Annotated in this window: 21 protein-coding genes; 12 read left to right on the forward strand and 9 right to left on the reverse strand. The window is 71.4% G+C overall.

Annotated elements, in window-relative coordinates; all coding sequences use genetic code 11:
• The 3 genes from B9G49_RS05150 to B9G49_RS05160 form a co-directional block, all read left to right on the forward strand.
• The coding region (locus B9G49_RS05150) for an ornithine cyclodeaminase family protein (protein WP_233125166.1) at positions 1-711 on the forward strand (711 nt) is incomplete at its 5' end.
• Positions 712-747: 36 nt separating this feature from the next.
• Positions 748-1,266, forward strand: a complete 519-nt coding sequence (locus tag B9G49_RS05155; RefSeq protein ID WP_086215657.1) for a YfcE family phosphodiesterase — start codon at positions 748-750, stop codon at positions 1,264-1,266.
• A 68-nt stretch (positions 1,267-1,334) separates the two neighbouring features.
• Positions 1,335-3,056, forward strand: a complete 1,722-nt coding sequence (locus B9G49_RS05160; protein WP_086215658.1) for an aldehyde ferredoxin oxidoreductase family protein — start codon at positions 1,335-1,337, stop codon at positions 3,054-3,056.
• Between the two features lie 30 nt (positions 3,057-3,086).
• Here the strand turns inward: B9G49_RS05160 and B9G49_RS05165 are convergent, their stop codons facing one another.
• Positions 3,087-4,802 carry a GAF domain-containing protein gene (locus B9G49_RS05165; protein WP_086215659.1) on the reverse strand — a complete coding sequence of 572 codons (1,716 nt, stop codon included), beginning with the start codon at positions 4,800-4,802 and terminating at the stop codon, positions 3,087-3,089.
• Positions 4,799-5,509, reverse strand: a complete 711-nt coding sequence (locus tag B9G49_RS05170) for a DUF5806 family protein (protein ID WP_086215660.1) — start codon at positions 5,507-5,509, stop codon at positions 4,799-4,801. Before B9G49_RS05170 ends, B9G49_RS05165 begins: the two co-directional genes overlap by 4 nt.
• A 90-nt stretch (positions 5,510-5,599) precedes the next feature.
• On the opposite strand from B9G49_RS05170, the gene B9G49_RS05175 reads away from it, so the two are divergent.
• From B9G49_RS05175 to B9G49_RS05190, 4 genes are all read left to right on the forward strand, one after another.
• Complete coding sequence (locus B9G49_RS05175; protein ID WP_049930461.1) at positions 5,600-5,968, forward strand: universal stress protein; 369 nt, start codon at positions 5,600-5,602, stop codon at positions 5,966-5,968.
• Positions 5,965-6,561 (forward strand): GNAT family N-acetyltransferase, encoded by a 597-nt coding sequence (locus tag B9G49_RS05180; protein ID WP_049930463.1) that lies wholly within the window; start codon positions 5,965-5,967, stop codon positions 6,559-6,561. Before B9G49_RS05175 ends, B9G49_RS05180 begins: the two co-directional genes overlap by 4 nt.
• Before the next feature lie 50 nt (positions 6,562-6,611).
• Positions 6,612-7,235, forward strand: coding sequence for an adenylate kinase (locus B9G49_RS05185; protein ID WP_049930465.1), 624 nt, complete (start codon positions 6,612-6,614; stop codon positions 7,233-7,235).
• 143 nt (positions 7,236-7,378) lie between these two features.
• Positions 7,379-8,281 (forward strand): DUF106 domain-containing protein, encoded by a 903-nt coding sequence (locus B9G49_RS05190; RefSeq protein ID WP_049930467.1) that lies wholly within the window; start codon positions 7,379-7,381, stop codon positions 8,279-8,281.
• Between the two features lie 60 nt (positions 8,282-8,341).
• Here the strand turns inward: B9G49_RS05190 and B9G49_RS05195 are convergent, their stop codons facing one another.
• The 4 genes from B9G49_RS05195 to B9G49_RS05210 form a co-directional block, all read right to left on the reverse strand.
• Positions 8,342-9,364 (reverse strand): carbohydrate kinase family protein, encoded by a 1,023-nt coding sequence (locus B9G49_RS05195; RefSeq protein WP_086215661.1) that lies wholly within the window; start codon positions 9,362-9,364, stop codon positions 8,342-8,344.
• Positions 9,365-9,368: 4 nt separating this feature from the next.
• The gene (locus B9G49_RS05200; protein ID WP_086215662.1) at positions 9,369-10,625 is read right to left on the reverse strand and encodes a DHH family phosphoesterase; all 1,257 of its coding nucleotides are present in this window, start codon (positions 10,623-10,625) and stop codon (positions 9,369-9,371) included.
• Between the two features lie 75 nt (positions 10,626-10,700).
• Positions 10,701-11,165: a universal stress protein gene (locus tag B9G49_RS05205; protein WP_049930471.1), complete on the reverse strand. Its 465-nt coding sequence runs from the start codon at positions 11,163-11,165 to the stop codon at positions 10,701-10,703.
• Between the two features lie 121 nt (positions 11,166-11,286).
• On the reverse strand, positions 11,287-12,870 hold the full coding sequence (locus B9G49_RS05210) for a heme-binding protein (RefSeq protein WP_086215663.1): 1,584 nt from the start codon (positions 12,868-12,870) through the stop codon (positions 11,287-11,289).
• Positions 12,871-13,434: 564 nt separating this feature from the next.
• Between B9G49_RS05210 and B9G49_RS05215 the strand changes: the two genes are divergently transcribed.
• A complete protein-coding gene (locus B9G49_RS05215) occupies positions 13,435-14,040 on the forward strand; it encodes a PadR family transcriptional regulator (protein ID WP_086215664.1) in 606 nt (201 codons plus the stop codon).
• Positions 14,041-14,076: 36 nt separating this feature from the next.
• Here the strand turns inward: B9G49_RS05215 and B9G49_RS05220 are convergent, their stop codons facing one another.
• Positions 14,077-14,880, reverse strand: coding sequence for an SDR family oxidoreductase (locus B9G49_RS05220; RefSeq protein ID WP_198943814.1), 804 nt, complete (start codon positions 14,878-14,880; stop codon positions 14,077-14,079).
• A gap of 116 nt (positions 14,881-14,996) precedes the next feature.
• Here B9G49_RS05220 and B9G49_RS05225 point away from each other — a divergent pair, with 116 nt between their 5' ends.
• From B9G49_RS05225 to B9G49_RS05240, 4 genes are all read left to right on the forward strand, one after another.
• Positions 14,997-15,218, forward strand: a complete 222-nt coding sequence (locus tag B9G49_RS05225) for a hypothetical protein (protein WP_049930479.1) — start codon at positions 14,997-14,999, stop codon at positions 15,216-15,218.
• A 212-nt stretch (positions 15,219-15,430) separates the two neighbouring features.
• Positions 15,431-16,456, forward strand: a complete 1,026-nt coding sequence (locus B9G49_RS05230; protein ID WP_086215665.1) for an ABC transporter substrate-binding protein — start codon at positions 15,431-15,433, stop codon at positions 16,454-16,456.
• Complete coding sequence (locus tag B9G49_RS05235; protein WP_049930481.1) at positions 16,456-17,259, forward strand: ABC transporter permease; 804 nt, start codon at positions 16,456-16,458, stop codon at positions 17,257-17,259. Before B9G49_RS05230 ends, B9G49_RS05235 begins: the two co-directional genes overlap by 1 nt.
• Positions 17,247-18,062, forward strand: a complete 816-nt coding sequence (locus tag B9G49_RS05240; protein WP_086215666.1) for an ABC transporter ATP-binding protein — start codon at positions 17,247-17,249, stop codon at positions 18,060-18,062. Before B9G49_RS05235 ends, B9G49_RS05240 begins: the two co-directional genes overlap by 13 nt.
• A gap of 32 nt (positions 18,063-18,094) precedes the next feature.
• On the opposite strand, the gene B9G49_RS16685 is transcribed toward B9G49_RS05240, so the two are convergent.
• Both B9G49_RS16685 and B9G49_RS05245 read right to left on the reverse strand, forming a co-directional pair.
• Complete coding sequence (locus B9G49_RS16685) at positions 18,095-18,268, reverse strand: hypothetical protein (protein ID WP_167373077.1); 174 nt, start codon at positions 18,266-18,268, stop codon at positions 18,095-18,097.
• A 58-nt stretch (positions 18,269-18,326) separates the two neighbouring features.
• Positions 18,327-18,551, reverse strand: a complete 225-nt coding sequence (locus B9G49_RS05245; RefSeq protein WP_049930485.1) for a hypothetical protein — start codon at positions 18,549-18,551, stop codon at positions 18,327-18,329.
• Positions 18,552-18,624 lie beyond the last annotated feature (73 nt).

Raw genomic sequence — 18,624 nt, forward strand, 5'->3', positions numbered from 1 at the left:
GCGGAGGGCGGTGGGCTGAGCCGGGTCAGGCCCGGGGGCGCGGGCGCGGTGACGGTCGACGCGCTGGCCCGCGAGGACGCGACCGAGCGCGCCGTGAGCGGGAGCGGCGCGCAGGCGCGCGGACAGGTCGCGACGACCGCCACGGTCCGCGAGTTCGAGGCGGTCCGCGTCTTCTCGCCGACCCGCGAGAACCGCCAGGCGTTCGCCGCTGACTTCGGCGACCGGCTCGCCGCCGACGTGACCGCGGTCGAGAGCGCGAGCGCCGCGCTGGCGGGGGCCGACGTGGTCATCACCGCGACGACCGCCAGCGACCCCGTGATCGCCGACGCCGACGTGGAGCCGGGGACTCACGTCACGGCGATGGGCCAGTACGACCCGGAGAAGAACGAGCTCCCGCCCGAGCTCGTCGCTCGGGCGACGTACGTCCCCGACCTGAGGGCGCGCGCGACGCAGGACGCCGGCTCGTACCTCGCCGCGGTCGAGGCCGGCCTGATCGAGGCGGGCGAGGGGATCGCCGCCGACCTCGGCGCGGTCGTCGCGGGCGACCACCCCGGCCGGGCGAGCGACGACGCGGTGACAGTCTTCGACTCCGGCGGCACCGGCGTCGAGACGGTCGCGGCCGCGCACATGCTGTACGAGCGCGCGAGCGAGAAGGGTCGGGGGCAGACCATCGACTTCGCGCCCGCGAGCGAGGCGCTGACTGGCGAGTAGGCGGGGGTTGAAGTGGCGCGCCGCCGACCGGCCGGTATGCTGATCGGCATCGTCTCAGACACGCACGACGACTCGGCCGCGGTCGAGGCGGCCGTCTCGCTGTTCGAGCGCGAGGGGGTCGACGCGGTCGTCCACTGCGGCGACTTCGTCGCGCCCTTCTCAGTGACCCCGTTCGACGCCGACTTCGCGTTCCACGCGGTCCGCGGGAACAACGACGGCGAGTGGGCGGTCGAGTCGACCGTCGAGGAGTTCGGCACCTACCACGGCGAGGCTGCCGCGCTCTCGTTCGGCGGCGGAGACGGAGCGGGTGACGCCGTCGACGTCGCGGTCACCCACGGCACGAGCGACCTCGTCGTCGACTGCGGCGACTACGACTACGTGCTCCACGGGCACACCCACGCGCACGGCGCCGAGGCGCACGGCGGGACCGTCCGGGTGAACCCCGGCGGGCTCCCGATCCCGGTCGACGGCGCGGACGACGCGTTCCGCGTGGCCACGCTCGACACGGCGGCCTCCGGCGTCGACGCCGTGACCCACTACGTCCTCGACCGCTGACGCCCCGTGGTAACGGACGCGCCGCTCGCACCCCGAGTTTTATCGCCGCTCGCTCGCTCCGTACGTCCATGAGACACGCACAGGGCCCGCTCCTCACGATCGACCTGACGGAGCGGACCGCGTCGACGACCCGGATCGACGACCGGCTGGCGTCGTTCGTCGGCGGCCGCGGGCTCAACACGTCGCTCGCGTACGACCGGATCCCGTTCGACGCCGACCCGCTCGGCCCGGAGAACCGCCTCTTCCTCTCGACGGGTCCGATGCAGTACTCGACGACCTCCTACACCGGCCGGATGGCCGCCACGGCCGTCTCGCCGCTCACGAACGGCCTCTGCTCGTCGAACGCTGGGGGATTCCTCTCGCGAAACTTCACCGGCGCGGGGTACGCGGCCGTCGAGATCACGGGCGTGAGCGACGACCTGCTCGCGGTCCACGTCCGCGAGGTCGGGCCGGACGGCGAGCCGGACGTGACCTTCGAGGCGGTCGACGACCTGGAGCAGGCCGAGGTGTCGGCGGTCTCCGATCGGCTCGCCGAGACGCACGACCTCGGTCCCGAACACGTCGCCTGCGTCGGACCCGCGGGCGAGAACGAGGTCCGCTTCGCGTCGGTCATGACCTCCGACACCCGGGCGTTCGGCCGCGGCGGGCTGGGCGCCGTCCTCGGTGCGAAGGGCGTGAAGGCGCTCACGTTCGCCGGCGACGCGGACGCCGAAATCGAGGTCGACTGGCCCGACGAGGCGGCCGAGGTCCACCGCGAGGCGGCCACCTCCGACTCGATCATGAAACGGCAGGGAACGACGAGCGTGACGGAGCTGGCGAACGAGGTCGACGCCCTCCCGTCGTACTACTTCGCGGAGACCTCCTTCGAGGGCGTCGAGGGCATCTCCGGCGACCGCGTCGAGGAGAAGAAGTACGAGAAGGGGACCTGTTCGCAGTGCGCGTTCGCCTGTAAGCTCCCCACCCGCGACGAGGCGACCGGCGTCGAGACGGAGGGCCCGGAGTTCGAGACGGTGATGGCGTTCGGCTCGAACGCGGGCGTCGACGACGTGGTCGACGTGATGCGCGCCAACGAGCTGTGCGACGAGCTCGGGATGGACACCATCTCCTGTGGCGACGTCGTCTCCATGTTCTTAGAGAGCGAAGACGAGTTCGGCAACGCGGACCTCGTCCGCTCGCTCGTCGAGCAGATCGCCTATCGCGAGGGCGTCGGCGACAAGCTCGCGGAGGGCGTCCACCGCGCACACGAGGAGTTCGGCGCGGACGACTGGACGGTCAAGGGGATGGCCTTCTCCGGCCACGACGGCCGCGCGCTCAACGGGCAGGGACTCGCGTTCGCGACCGCGAACCGCGGCGCGGACCACATGTACGGGGAGTTTTACCCGTACGAGTACCCGCTCGTCGACCCCGACGAGGCGTTCGACCCGCAGGGCCTCGACGGGAAGCCGCCGAAGCTCGTCGCGAAGGAGAACCGCAACGCGGTCCTCGACTCGGCGGTGGTCTGTAAGTTCTCGCGGGGAACCGTGACCGACGACCGGCTCGCGGCGCTGCTCGACGCCGACTACGACGACCTCCAGTCGCTCGGCGCCCGGGTCGTCGAGTTAGAGCGCGCGTTCAACAACGCCCGCGGCTTCGACCGGAGCGACGACACGCTCCCGTACGCCGACGCCATCGACGGGTTCGACGCGGCGCTCTCCGAGTACTACGCGCTCCGCGGCTGGAACGACGACGGCACCGTCCCGGGTCACGGCGACGGGCTCGACCCGGCCGGCGCGGCGCCCGCCGACGACTGACGGGCGCGCTCGGCCCGCGCCTCCGCCCGCCTACCCGTCGCCCGGGTCGAGGTCGACGCCGCGGAACTCGAACCGGGCCCCGCCGGCCTCGCTCTCGGCGAGCTCGACCGCCCAGCCGTGCGCCTCCGCGACCTCGGCGACGATCTTCAGTCCGAACCCGGTCCCGTCGTGGTCCGTCGTCACGCCCGCCTCGAACACCTCTCCGCGGTCTCCGGGGTCGACGCCGGGGCCGTCGTCTTCGAGGTAGAAGCCGTCGTCGAGCGCCCCGACCGTGACCGCCACGTCGGGTCCGGCGTGGGCGACCGCGTTGGCGATGAGGTTCTCGAGGGCCTGTCGCAGGCGGCTGCGGTCCGCGGCGACGACGGCGTCCGTCTCGACCGCGATCGTCGCCGACTCGGTGTCGACGGTCTCCCAGCACTCCGCGACGAGGTCGGGCAGCGCGACGGGCTCGGTCTCGTCGATGCTGGCGCCCTGCCGCGCCAGCGCGAGCAGGTCCTCGATGAGCACGTCCATCCGGTCGAGCGAGCGCTCGACCGCGCCCAGCTCCTCCACGTCGACCGACTCCTCCGCGAGCCGCTCCGTGACGATCTCGAGGTTTCCAGTGGCGACGTTGAGCGGACTTCGGAGGTCGTGCGACACGAGGCTGGCGAACTCCTCTAACCGGTCGCGCTCGCGCGCGATCTCCGCCTCGCGCCGCCGGAGCTGCCGCTCGCGCTCGATGCGGACCAGCACCATCGTCACCGTCGCCGCCCAGATGCGCGCCACCGCGAGGTCGGAGTCGTCGAAGGCCTCCGGGGCCGTCGCGCCGACGTTCAACACGCCGTACCGCCCGAGCGGGACGACGAGCTCGCTCCGGATCGTGGCGTCGTCGCTGTGGCGGTCGGGGTCGTCGTGGACGTCCGCGACGTACGTCGGCTCGCCGCTCTCGAAGACCTCCCAGGTGATGCTCGGCTCGTCGGCCGCGAACGTCGGATGCTCGCCGACGACGTCGTCCGCGGTGTCCGTCCAGACGATCGGTTCGAGCGCGTTTTCCCGCTCGTCGTACAGCCATATCGCGGCGATCGGGTGGCCCAGCACGTCGTCGACGTACGACACCGCCGCCTCGGCGGCCGTCTCCCTGTCGGTCGTCTTCAGCAGCTCTCTGGTCGCCTCGTGGAGGGATTCGAGCGTCTTCGTGCGGCGCTGGAGCGCCAGCCGCCGCGTTCGCTCGTTCGTGACGTCGATCGCCGTGACGACCGCGTACGGGTCGCCACCGAGCTCGAACGGGCCGACGCTGACCCGAACCGGGACGAGGACGCCGTCCCCGCGGCGCACGGCCAGTTCGAACCCGTCCGCCATCGACCGCGCCTCGCCGGCGCGCGTCGTCTCGATCAGCGCCGTCACGTCGTGTCGAGACCCGTCTCGTTCGGCTCTCGCCTCCTCGCCGCCAAGGGGGGCACTCTCCTCGCCGTCTCCGGGTGCGCTCCCCTCGGCACCCCCCGGCGCAACCCCCTCCGCGCCTCCGGCTGCGCCCGCTTCGCCGTCGTCTCGGTCGGCGACGGGGGGCGGCGACGCGACGCGTCCCCAGTCCAGTTCGGTCGGATCCTCGAAGACGTCGCCGATCGCTCGGCCGGAGAGGTCGTCCGGATCGAGCCCGAACACTGTCTCAACGCTCGGCGTCCCGGCGTGGACGACCCCGTCGCCGTCGACGACGAGGGTCGGGTCGGGCGTCGCGTTGATCGCTTCCGGAAAGTGGTCCATGGTCACTCTTCTGCCGGCTCGTGGACGTGGCCGCACTCGGGGCAGCGCACCTCCTCGCCCCGGAGGTCGGCCGAGGAGGCTCGCACCTCGCGCATCACCTCGCTGATCCTGTCTTCGGCCTCCAACTCGTCGGCGACGGCGAGGTCGACGCCCTCGACCTCCAGGAGGAACTTCGCGACCTCGGTCACCTCGTACATCATCTCGTCTAAGTCCTCGGCGGTGAAGAACCCGGACATCGCGCCGTAGAGAAACGTCGCCCCCGCCTTCGTCACCTTCTCCTCGAAAGAGTAGCGCGCCTGGTTCACCGCCTGCGGCGTGTACGTGTCGGTCATGAAGGGGATGAGCTCCGGGAGGTTCTCGCCGATCTTCGTCATCTCGACGCCGGTCTCCGTCCGGAAGTCGGCGCAGAGCCGGGCGATCGCCCACTCGCGGGCGGTGATGTACGTCCGGTCGCGGAGGAACTCGTTGACGCGCTCGTAGCGCGCGCCGTCCATCTTCTTGAACCGCTCGTACTTGCGGACATCCCGCGGCACGTCGTCGGTCGCGTCCGCCTCGTCTCCGGACGCCCCCGACGCCCCGGCGGTCGTCTCCGCGTCCGGTTCGTCGCCGGCGTGCGGATCGGGGTCGCCGTCGTCGTCGGAGAGTGACCGGTCCGTGGCGGCGTCGCCGGTCCCGTCGGCCGAGTCGGCCGTCGAGCCGGAGGGATCGCTCATACGTGCGACACTCCGCGGGCGAACAAAAGCCTTGTCGGTGGCGGTCCGCTCGGAGATCCACTTTTGTACCGTCGCGTGGAGGGGTTGGGCATGAAGGTGCTCTGCGGGATCGGCGGCAGCGACGACTCGTTCCGCGCGCTCGACCGGACGGTCGAGCGCGCGGCGGTCGCGAGCGACGACCTGACGATCGCGGTGGTGGACAACGAGGACTCCTCAGTGTCCCCCGACGAGGTCGTCGAGCGCGCCGAGGCGGCGGTCGAGGAGGCGGCGATCGACGCGGAGGTGCGACGCGTCGAGGGCGACCCCGGGAGTCGGCTGGTGGACATCGCCGAGACGGAGGGGTTCGAGGAGATCGTCTTGGGCGGCGGACACACGAGTCCGATGGGGAAGATCACGATCGGGTCGATCGCGGAGTTCGTCCTGTTGAACGCCAAGACATCGGTCACGCTGGTCAGATGAGCGACCGAGGCTACCCGGACGCGGTGGCGGACGAGTTCCCGCCGCCGCCGACCGCGTTCACCGACCGCGAGGACCGCCGGATCGAGGTCCGGCCGTACGAGGGCGACCCGGCGGCCAGGGAGTCGCTCGTCGAGATGTACGACGCCTTCGACCCGGCGGACCGCGCGCAGGGGATCCCGCCCGGCGGCGAGGAGCGCATCCGCGAGTGGCTCGACGCCATCCTCGCCGACGACTGCTACAACGTGATCGCCTGGTGCGACGACGCGGCCGCCGGCCACGCGACGCTCGTCCCCGACGGCGACGCCTACGAGCTGGCGATCTTCGTCCATCAGGAGTACCAGCGTGCCGGGATCGGCACCCACCTCATCCGCGGACTGCTCGGCCACGGGCAGGCGAACGGCGTCGAGAAGGTGTGGCTCACGGTGGAGCGGTGGAACCGCGCCGCCGTCTCCTTGTACAAGAAGATCGGCTTCGAGACCTCCGACGCCGAGAGCTTCGAGCTGGAGATGGGGCTGCGGCTGCGCGCCGACGGGGAGACGGCCGCGGAGGGAGACGCGTCCGCGACCCCCGACGAGTCCGACGCCGACGAGTAGGGTTGGCCGGAATCTTCAAGCCTTTAGGGGCGGCCCGCGACCGCTCCGATATGAGTCACCGAATTCTGCTGCTGGGGGCGCCGGGTGCCGGGAAAGGGACGCAGAGCGCGAAGCTGGCCGACGCGTACGGCGTCGAGCACGTCACGACCGGCGACGCGCTCCGCGCGAACAAGGACATGGAGACGGAGTACGGCACGCCGCGCTCGTTCATGGAGGCGGGCGAGCTGGTGCCGGACCCGGTAGTCAACGAGATCGTCGAGGCCGCGATCGGCGACGCCGACGGGTTCGTCCTCGACGGCTACCCGCGCAACCTCGATCAGGCGGAGTACCTCTCGGAGATCACCGACCTCGACGCCGTCATCCTCCTCGACGTCGACGAGGAAGTGCTCGTCGACCGGCTCACCGGGCGCCGCGTCTGCGACGACTGCGGCGCGAACTACCACGTCGACTTCCAGCCGCCCGAGGAGCCGGGCGTCTGCGACGAGTGCGGCGGCGAGCTGATCCAGCGCGAGGACGACACCGAGGAGACCGCCCGCGAGCGGCTCGACGTGTTCTACGACAACACCGAGCCCGTGATCGACCACTTCCGCGACGAGGGCGTCCTCGTCGAGGTCGACGGCGAGGCGACCCCGGACGAGGTCTTCGCTCGGATCCGCGATGTCGTCGAGAGCTAATCCGCCGCGTGGCCGGGGACCAATCCGCCGCGTGGCCGGGGACCAATCCGCCGCGTGGCCGGGTGCCAGTCCGACCGACGCCGGGGGCCGACCGAGCGACGATCCTACAAGGTTCTTAACCGTCGACCGCTAACCGGCCGCTAATGAGCAAAGTCGAACGGCGAGTCCGCTCGCTGGTCCGCGAGGACGGCGAGATGCGGGACGCCATCGAAACCGTCCTCGACAACGCTAGCGGCGGCGAGGTGCGTTGGGTCGACGTCCGCGACCAGATCACCAGCGGACAGTGGGGCCGGCTCATCGAGAAGGAGATCCTCGTCGACGGCGAGGAGGGCTTCGCGCTTGCCGACCGCGACGACATCGAGGCCGGGATGGAGGACGACTCGGGCGGCGGCGACGTTGAGACGCCGGAGACGACCTCTTGGTCGAAGTGGGATAAGCTGGCCGGGCTGGCGACGCTCGGCGCGTTCGTCGGCTACGCGGTCTCGCCGGTCCGGAACGCGATCGCCGGCGGCATCGACGTCGTCCTCGGCCCCCTTCTGAACGTCGTCCCCTTCTACGTCGTCATCATGGTCATCGCGCTCGGCACGGGGATGTACTCGACGCTGCTGCGCGCCGGGCTCATGGACATGGAGAAGATGGGCGCGTATCAGGAGCGGATGAAGGACATCCAGGAGCGCCGGAAGGAGGCCGAGAAGCGCGACGACGACGAGGCGCTCGACGAGATCCAAGAAGAGCAGATGGAGGCGATGGGCGACCAGCTCGGCATGTTCAAAGAGCAGTTCCGCCCGATGGTGTGGATCATGTTCCTCACCATTCCGGCGTTCCTCTGGATGTTCTGGGTGATCGGCTACCGCGGGTCTGAGGCCGCGTACCCGGCCGTCGCCGCCCAAGAGCTCGTCGTCCCGCTCGCGGGCACCGTCACCTGGGACACGGGGATCGTCGGCCCGATCCAAATGTGGATCCTCTGGTACTTCCTCTGCTCGATGGCGTTCACCCAGCTCGTCCAGAAGAGCCTCAACATCGAGATGTCGCCGTCCGCCTCGTAGGCAGCGCCGCGCTCTCCGGCGCTCCCCCTCCGTTTCCCTTCGACGCCGCCGTTCTCCCTCTCACTCCCGTTCCGCGAGGAGCGCTTCCACCTCCTCGCGCGACGGGATCGACCCCATCCCGCCGACCGACCGGACCGAGAGCGCGGCGGTCGCGTTGCCGAACCCGACCGCCTCGCGGAGCGCCTCCGCGTCGGCTCCGGACTCAGACTCGGCACTCCCCGCGAGCCGCGAGAGCAGGCCCGCGGTGAACGCGTCGCCGGCGCCGGTCGCGTCGACCGCCTCCGCCGGGAACCCGTCGTGCCGGACCGTCGTGGCCCCCCATGGCGCGTCGTCGGTACTGACCGCGAGCGCGCCGTCGCGGCCGAGCGTGACGACGACGGTGTGGGGGCCGAGCGCGAGCAGGTCGCGGGCCAGTTCCCCGCCCTCGCTCGTCGACAGTCCGGCCGCGGCGGCGTCCTCGTCGCTACACAGCACGACGCCGCTCTCGGCGACCGTCTCGCGGACCGCGGTCGACGCCGCCTCCGCCGTCTCCGGCGGCACCAGGTCGGAGCGGTAGTTCACGTCGAACGAGACGGGACACCCGGCGGCGGTCGCCGCCGAGCGGAGCTCGCGGGTGGCCGCCCGCCCCCGCAAGTGCGTCAGCGCCACGCCGCCGAGGTGGACCCACGGCGGCGCGCTCGCGCCCGCCGGCGACGCCGCGCCGTCGTCGCCCGTCAGCGCCTCGGTCGGGACTGCGTCCGGGTCGAACCCGAACGTCGCGTCGCGGTCGCCGTAGAAGGAGAACCGCGGCCCGCCTTCGCCGGGCGGCGACACCACGGCGAGCGTCGTCTTCCCCTCGACGCGCTCGACGTGCGTCTCCGGAATCTCCGCCGCGGCGAGCGTCTCGGCGAGGAAGTCGCCGAACGCGTCGTCGCCGAGGCGCGTCCAGAACGCCGGCGGCGAGCCGAGCCGCGCGAGCCCGACCGCGACGTTGGCGGGCGCGCCGCCGGGCCGGTGGGCGTAGCTGTCGACCTCCCGCAGCGTCTCCCCGGAGTCGGGCACGAAGTCGACGAGCGTCTCTCCGGCGACGAAGATGCCGGCCATTGTCCTACTCGGCCGCCGCGGCCTCGTCGGCGCCGCTCGCCTCGGCCTCGACTTCCTCGGCGACGGCCTCGAACGCCGCGAGGATGACGCGCTTACACGCCTGTCCCTCGGTGCTCCAGTGGTGGGCGTAGTCCAGCATGTCGTCGTAGATGTCGGGCTTACAGCCCGCCGCCTGCGGGTGCCCGCCGCCGTTCACTCGGCCGGCGACCTCGTGGGCGTGCCGGAAGTCGTCCGACCCCCGGATCGAGGCGGAGCCGGCGGGCTTGACGATCACGGCGGCGTCGGCCCCCGCCTCGCGGAGGCGCTCCGCGACCTCGTTCTGCGAGCAGCGGCCGTAGGTGACCGCGACGCGCCAGTCGCCGACCTCATGCGTGACCGCGCGGTCGACCGCGAGGTCGATGCGCGCCTCCTTCTCGACCCGGCGCTCCGCGACGAACGACCGCACCGCTTCCGGGAGGTCGACGCCGTACGCGCCGACGACGGCCGCGTACTCCTCGGCGCCGGCCCAGTAGGAGTAGTCGGCGAGGTCGTCGGAGCGAGGGTCCTCCTTGAGCCAGAGGTCGTGGTCGCGCGTGACCTCGGCGAGCTCGGCCCAGCGGTCGTCGAAGGCGTAGTCGAGCGACCGGAGCGTCACGTCGGCGGTACACTCCTCGTCCGACTCGCCGACGACGAGGTCGACGCCGGCCTCGCGGACCGCGTCGGCGGTCTCGTCGTCCCACTGGTGGTGGTCGAACCACCGGATCGCGTCGGTCGAGTCAGCCAGCTCCGCTAACGGCTCCGCGATCCACTCGTAGTCGTCGGGGCAGAGGTCACAGACGAACAGGTCGATCCCGTCGTCGGCGTACTTTTCGACGCGTTCGAGCGCGGTGTCGATCGAGTACGGCCCCGCCGAGACCAGCCCGACCGGGGACTCGGCGTGGGCGTCGCCGAGGGGGTCGTCGTCGCCCTCCCCCTCGTCGTCCGCCGCGGGCTCGTCCGGCTCGTCGCTCCCGCTCTCGCCTTCGAGCCGGGCCGCGACGGCGTCCTCGAAGGGTCCGACGTCGAGGGCGGCGTCGTACGCCTCGCGGATCATCGCGGCGCAGGCGAGACCGTCGGCGTCGCCGTCGGCGATCACGACCGCCTCGCTGCCCTCGATCGCCTCCCTCGCCTGCCGCTCCGCGCGTTCGTCGTCCAGCGAGTCCGGGTAAAAGAAGCCCTTCCCCGGCAGCTTCGTGTACCGCGACCGGGGGGCATCCCCCGTCTCGATGAGGTCGTCGTCCATACCGTCGAGGCGGGCGGCAGCCGGAAAACTCCGCCGCTCTCGCGGCGAGCGGCGGTCGCGTCGCCTTCGCGACGCTCAGATCGTCGTCCGCCGAGGGTCCTCGTCGGTCAGCTGTCGGACCGTCAGCACCGGGACCGGGCAGGTCCGGACGACGCGCTCGGCGACGGAGCCGATGAGAAAGCGGTTCTCGCCGTGGCGGCCGCGGGTGCCCATCGCGACGAGGTCCGCGTCGGCAGACCGAGCGTACGCGTCGATCTCCGAGGCCGGACGGCCCTCGCGGACCTCGATGGTCACGTCGAGGTCGCCGTCGCGGTCGTGGGCCGCGTCCGCGACGCGGTCGAGCGCGTCGCTCCCCTGATCGTCGAGCGCGTCGCGGAGATCCTCCCGGACCGTGTCGGGCGACGACTCCACCTCGCCGGCGTCGACGACGTACACCGCGTGGACCTCGGCGTCGAACCGCGCCGCCACGTCGACCGCGACCGAGACGGCCCGTTGAACGCTGTCGGAGCCGTCGGTCGCGACCACGATGGTGTCGAACATGGCCACCCGTTCGCCGCAACGACACCTAAAACCCGGCGGTCGGCGGAAGCGCACGCGGTCGGCGGACACGCCGACGGTTCGCCGCCGACTATGTATAAAAATCCTCGCCAGTCGGGCGCCGCTACGCCAGGAAGACGTGGCGCGGGCGGTCGGCGAGCACGTCGCGGCCCCACTGGACGGTCTCGGAGAACTCGTCGGACCGGAAGAAGCCCATCGCGTCCTCCTTCGCGTTCCACTGGCTGGCGATGAACATGTCGTTCTCGTCTTCGGTGTTCACCATCAGGTCGGTCTCGACGTGGCCGTCCATCTCGGCGAGCAGGTCGCCCACGTCGTCGAAGGTGTCGACGAACTCCGTCTGGTAGTCGGGCTTGACGGTGTAGAACATCCCCATCGTGCCGAAGCCGGACTCCTCGCCGGCGCGGGCGACGATGTCGGGCAGCTCCGAGAGGAACCCCGCCGCGGTCTCCGCCGCCGACGCGGTGTCCCAGATCGAGACGACGGCGGCGCGGTCGGTGTGGCGCCCCTCGTACACCGCGGTCTTGACGTGGGTGCCGTAGTGGTCGAAGTTGCCGCGGAGCCCCTCGACCTCGTCGAACAGCTCGTCCACGTCGGCCTCGCTGTACAGCACGGTGGCGTACACGTCCTCGCCGTGCGGCTTCCCGGCGTAGATGTCGAGGTCGGCGAGCTCGCCGCGGATATCCTCGTCCGAGGCCCCGCCGTCGCCCTCGTCCTCGCCGTGGGGGTGGTCGCCCTCGCCGCCGGCCTCCCCCTCGCCGTGGGGGTGGTCGCCGTGCGCGGAGCCGCCGCCCGCACCCGAATGGTCGTGGCCCTGACCGTGACCGTGCGCGTCGTCGCCGTGACCGCCCTCGCCGTGACCGCCCTCGCCGTGCGGGTGGCCGGCGCTGTCCTGCTCGGGGACGCGCCCGGTCGGGACCGTCTCGCCGCCGAGGAAGGCGTCGAGGTCGCGCGGCGGGAACCGCCGGCCGACGTAGAAGTCGCCGAACTCGCCGTAGCGGGAGGAGGCCGGGTCGAACCGCATCTCGTAGACGATGTCCTTGATGTCGGTCGGGTCCGCGCCGAACAGCGTGACGCCCCACTCGTGGTCGTCGAAGCCGACGGAGGAGGCGATCACCTGCTTGATCTTGCCGGCGTACTCCTTGCCGACCTCGCCGTGGCCCGCCATCAGCTCGGCGCGCTCCTCGAAGTCAAGATCGTACCAGTTGTGTTCCTCGCCGCGGCGCTTGCTCATCGGGTAGAAGCTGACGTACTCCTCGTCGGGGATGTCGGGCTTCAGCTTGCCCTCGATGTACCGCTTGAGCCCCTCGTCGACGGCGTCGGCGCCCTCCTCGAAGTAGTCGTCCGAGACGTAGCCAGACACCTCTGTGACGGAGACGTAGGAGGTCTCGCGCTCGGTGAACTTCGCGAGCGCGGTGTCCTCGAAGCGGCGCTCGATCGCGGAGAGGTCGTCGAGCGACGGCCGGAAGTGGAGGAAGAGGAGGTCCGCCTTGTGTCCCAGCACCGAGAACAGCGCCGACTCGCCGTCCTCGGCGTCGGCGACCAGCTCGCGGTGTTTCAGGAAGGCCTCGCCCTCCTCGATCGCTCGCTGCCGCTCAGACTCGGGCGCCTCGCGCCAGGCGTCCCAGTCGATCGATCGGAAGTCGTGCAGCGAGAACCACCCTTCGGCGGTCTGTGGAGCCTCGACCATACGTCGGGTTCGGGCCGCGCGACTTAGGGGTTTGCGGGTCGTCCCGACGCGCTGTAATCCGTCGGCTCGTCCCCGGTCGTGCCCGAGTCGAAGCCGGCACCAGTGGTTTCGAAGCCCCAGCCGCTCGGCAGTACGTGAGTTCTTATGACCGGTCGATCGGCACGAACATCCCGAAGCCCCAGTCGGGAGGCGGTCGCACGCTCGCCGCGCTCCTCGTCACTCACTCCGTTCGTTCCTGCGGTGCTCGCGTCGCCTGCGGCCGCCTCCCGACTGCCCCTTCGAGTCCCGCCCGCGACCGCACCTCACACCTCCCCAGCCTCGTCGGGCGCGTCTTCGGGCTCCCGTCGGTCGCCCTCGTCGCGCCCGACCCCCTCGCGCGTGCTCCTCGCGGCCAAGGGCCGCTCGCAGGCACGCGCCACCGCGATTCATATTATTAGCGCATCACACCCGCCCCCGTCCGCTCGGGTCACCGACGCCCGCGAACCGCTCCGGTCGTCGCGACTCGCGCCGCTCGCCGTCGCCGTGACCGAAACCCTTTCGACGCGACCCCGAAAAGTCGGGACGATGCGGAAAAGCGGCCCGCCGAAAGGACTGATCTCGTACCTCGTCTTGGAGCTGCTCGACGAACGCCCGCGATACGGGTACGAGCTGCTCGGCGAGATAACCGAGATCAGCGGCGGCCACTGGGAGCCCTCCTACGGCTCCGTCTACCCGATCCTCTACAAGTTCGAGGAGGAGGGCGTCGCCGAGCGCGTCGAGCGCGCGGACGAGCCCGACCGCAAGTACTTCGCGCTCACCGACGCGGGCCGCGAGGAACTCGCCGAGAAGCGCCGCGAGATCGGCGGCGAGGCGCGGGACTTCGGCGACGTAGTCCTCGGCTTCTACCACCTGTACGCCGCGCTCGCCACAGACGGCCGGTTCGAGGTCGACGACGCGGACGCCGACTGGGCGTTCTCGGAGCGGTACAGCGCGTGGATCGTCGAACAGATGATCCGCCACCACGAGCGCGACTTCGGCGAGTTCGAGCGGATCGACGCCTCCCCAGAGGAGTTCTACGCGCGGGCGGACGATGCGGACGCGCCGTCGGAGTCCGGGGGCGCCCCCGGCGAGGCCGAGACCGCGGACGACGCGGAGGAGTCGGAGGGGGCGTCCGGCGCGGCCGACGACTGATTCCCTGGTCGGCGGTGAGCGGCGACGCCCCGCGACTCACCGGTGAAGCAGCCGCCACAGGAGTCCGCCGGGGAGCCCGGCGCGGACGAGCCGGTCGTACAGCCGGTCGGGGAGGACGCGACCGAGCCGCGGTAGCCACCGCGCTCGGCGGCTCACCCGATACCGCGTTCGCGGTCGGTCGGCGGTCGTCGCCGTCACCACGCGCTCGACGACGGTCTCGACGTCCGTGGCCGCCGGGGAGTACCCCTCGAACGCGCGGTATGCGGCGGCGTACGGCCCGTCGCCGTCGGCGGCCTCGACCGCGGCGGCCGCCCGCTCGTTGAAGCCGGTCCGGACGGGACCGGGCTCGACGAGCGCCACGTCGACCCCGCGGGGCGCGACCTCCCGGCGGAGCGCGTCGACGTAGCCGTCGAGCCCCGCCTTCGCGGCGCTGTACGCGCCGTGGTACGGCAGCGCGACCGACCCGACCATCGACCCGACGACCACGACCCGTCCGCCGCGCTCGCGGAGCGTCGGGAGCGCCGCGGAGACGGTCACGTGGACCGCGGTCAGGTTCGTCTCTAGCTGTCGCCGGAACGCCTCGACCGAGGCGTCCTCGACTGCCGCGATCTCGTAGCCGCCGACGCAGGAGACGACGGTGTCCAGGGGACGGTCGGCGAGCAGGTCGCGGACGGCGGCCTCGTCGCGGAGGTCGACGACGGCGGTCTCGACCGCCTCGGGCAGGTCGGCGAGCCCGTCCGCGTCGCGGTCGACGCCGAGCACGTCGTGGCCGGCGGCGGCGAGCGAGCGCGCGACGCCGCCGCCGATCCCGCCCGCGGCCCCCGTCACGAGAACGTCCATGACGGGCAGTGCGCGGCGCCCCCAGTAGACGGTGGCGGTTCGCGGCGCCGGCTCCGGGCGCCCGTCTCGACCCGCCGCCCGAAGGCATATATCCGCCACGGGCGATTGTCGGCGTAATGTCCACCGACGAGCCGTCCGTCCCGATCGTGTGCGACGAGTGCGAGACGGAGACCCGCGTGCCCCTCGACGACCTCGCGGACGCGCTCGATAAACACAACGACCAGAAACACGGCGGCGAGGCCGTCGCGGAGGTCGATCCGGCGATCAAAGACCGGCTCGCCGACCTCGTCGCCGAGGACTTGGGGCTGTTCGACGAGGAGCCGGCCGAGGGGGCGTGAGCGCCGCCGCGAGCGACCACCGGGAACCGGAGCGCTCGGCGGCACCCGCCAGCAATATTTGCGTCGTTCGGTGACGAGTGTTTTCGGCGTATCTCCGGTGTACGGGGCTTTGAACCCTCGAAACGCCACTTCCGTCGTCTTCCGCCGTCACCGGAACGCGCTTCCGTTGCTGGTGACGCGAGAGTGTTGCCCGCGGGGCCGCTTCCGTAGGTATGTACGACTCAACGCGGACAGCGTCGCGGCGGTCGTTCCTCGCGGCCGCGGGCGGAACTGCGACGGTCGGCCTCGCCGGCTGCCTCGGCGGCGGGAGCGGCGGGCTCGACGAGATCACGGTCGCGCACATGCCGATCTACCCCGACCTCCAGTGGTACGTGATGGAGGGCGAGGGATACTTCTCCGAGGTCGACGCCGAGGTCACCGGCCAGGAGTTCGGCAACGGCCCCGACATCGTTCAGGCGCTCGGCGGCAGCGACATCGACATCGCGATGTTCGGGATCGTGCCCGCGATGATCGCGATCGACCGCGGTATCGCCGCGCGGGTGACCGCCGCGAACATCCGGGAGCCGATGGGGATCATGGCCGAGTCCTCGTTCCACGAGACGTTCGAACAGCAGGGCGCCGACGCGTTCGCGGCGTGGGAGGAGGAGCAGGGCGAACCGTTCACCTTCGGCACGTTCCCGCAGGGGAGCGTCCCCGACGTGCTGTTGCGCTTCTGGCTCCGCGATGTCGGCGTCGACCTCGAAGCGAACGACAGCGTGGAGATCATCGAGATCAGCGGGGCGAGCTCCGTCTGGCAGGCGATTGCCAACGACGAGATCGACGGCACCTCGATCATGGAGCCGGTGCCGACCATCGCGCAGGCGGAGGGGTCGTCGGTGGAGATGCTGCGGACCGCCGCCGAGGTCCTCCCCGGCCAGCCCGCCGCGGTCACCCTAATGAGCGACGGGGTCCGGGACTCCCCGATCGCGGCGCAGTTCCTCGAACAGCACGTCCGCGCGACCGACTTCATCGAGGAGAACCCCGACGCGACCGCGGGCCACGTCGAGGAGGGAATCGGGATGCCAGTCGACCGCGCGCGGAAGGCGCTCGACTCGCCGCTGTCGAACTTCATCACCGACCCCGCCGAGATCACGGACGCGACGCAGGTGTTCGCCGAGTTCGCGGCCGATAACGGCCAGACCGACGAACAGCTGTCGAACGACCAGATATTCGACCTCGGGGTGTACGACTCGCTCTGATGGCGACCGAAACCGCATCGCGCGTCGACGAGGACGGCGCGTTCGCCGGCGTCGGGCTCGGAGACGGGCGGCGGCTCCTCCGGGGCGCCGCGGGGGTCGTCGGGTTCCTCCTCGTCTGGCACGCCGTCTCGCTCACCCAGGATCCGTTCGTCCTCCCCTCGCCGGTCGCGGTCGCCGGGGCGTTCGCCGGCGAGCTCGCGTCGGGAGACATGACGACGGCGCTGTATCAGAGCGTCCGCCACTGGATCCCCGGCACCGTCGCCGGAACGGGTCTCGGCGTGGCCGCCGGCGTCGCGTTCGCTTGGAGCGGCCTGCTGGACGACCTGACGGCGCCGCTCGTCCGCACCCTGCGCCCCGTCCCGCCGCTCGCGCTGATCGGCTTCGCGATCGCCTGGTTCGGGATCAACGACTGGGGCGCGGCGTTCATCATCGCGGTCGGCGCGTTCTGGATCAATTTCTACGCGGCGTACGGCGCCGTGGAGGGCGTGAGCGAGGACCTCCTCGACGTGGGGCGGACCCTCGGCGTCCGCGGCGACCTCGACGCGGTCCGGTCGATCGTCCTGCCGGCGTCGCTGCCGGGGATCATGACCGGGATCCGGACCGGACTGGGACGGTGTTGGATGCTCGTCGTCGCCTCGGAGATATTCGGCGTCCCCGGGGTCGGCCGCGAGATCATCCGCGCCAGCAACAACCTGCGCGTCGACCGGGCGATCGCGTACATCCTCGTGTTGAGCCTGATGTACCTGCTCGTCGACGTCGCGTTCCGCGCGGTCGAACGGAGGGCGTTAGCGTGGCGGGCGTGAACGGAGACGGCGCGGCCGGACGCGACGGGGAGACTCCCCCCACCGCGGCGGCCAGCGTCGCGCTCGACGGGGTCGGGAAGACGTACCCCGGCGACGGCGAGGGCGGCTCGGTGCGCGCGCTCGACGACGTGTCCTTCTCGGTCGCCGACGGGGAGTTCGTCTGTCTCGTCGGCCCGTCCGGCTGCGGGAAGACGACGCTGTTCCGGGTCGTGGCCGGGCTGACCGAGGCGACCGACGGTCGCGTCCTCCTCGACGGCACCGAGGTCACGGGGCCGACGACGGACATGGGCGTCGTCTTCCAGGAGTACCACCTGTTCCCGTGGCTCACGGTCGAGGAGAACGTCGGGTTCGGGCTCGAACGGAGCGACCGATCGGCCGCCGAGCGCGAGGCGCGCGTCGACGAGATGCTCGACCTCGTCGGGCTGACCGAGTTCCGCGGCGCCTACCCGAAGTCGCTGTCGGGCGGGATGAAACAGCGCGTCGCCATCGCGCGGGCGCTCGCGGTCGACCCGGACCTGCTGCTGATGGACGAGCCGTTCGGCGCGGTGGACGCTCAGACCCGCGAGATGCTCCAGCGGGAGCTACTCGACGTGTGGGAGTCGACGGGAAAGACCGTCCTCTTCGTCACGCACGACGTCGCGGAGGCGGTGACGCTCGCCGACCGGGTCGTCGTGATGGCCGCCGAGCCCGGCCGCGTCCGCGAGGTCGTCGATGTCGACGTCGAGCGCCCGCGCGACCGCGGCGACGCCGCGTTCGCGGAGTACGTCGGCCGCGTGCGAGAGCTGATCGGCGCGCACCCGTAGGCCCGTCCCCTTCGCGCCCGGCGCCTCACACCCTACTCCTCGCCGTCCGCCTGATCCTCGACGCTCGCCGACAGCTCGTCCACGTGGGTACGGAGCATCGCGAGCGTCGCGTCCGCGTCGGCGTACCCCTCGTCGTAGTCGTCGAAGGCGGCCGTCGCCCGGTCGAGAAATCGCTCTACCGCCGCGTCGGTCGGCTCGTCGGTCATGGGTCACGCTCCGCCGGCAAGCGGTTTATGTCTCCCGGCGAGGAGCGCGCGGCGACCGTCAGCGCCGACGGAGGGCGTACGTCGTGTAGCCGACCGCGACGACGAGCGCGCCGTACAACAGCGTTCCGAGCAGGGCGGGCGACGCGGTGACGTACTCGCCGAACGGGTCGGTCAGCGCCAGCACGGCCACGGTGAGCGCGGCGGAGATGGCGATCCCGACCGCGCCGAACGCCTTGAACGCCGCGTCGAGGTCGAATCCACGCGATCCCGGTTGGTGGCTCATACCCCTTCGTACGCGCTCAGGTTATAAATCCGTCCGACTGGATTCTCAGCCTCGGGGAACGGTAGTGACCGGA

Source organism: Halorubrum sp. SD683 (assembly GCF_002135045.1).
Taxonomy (GTDB): Archaea; Halobacteriota; Halobacteria; order Halobacteriales; family Haloferacaceae; genus Halorubrum; species Halorubrum ezzemoulense.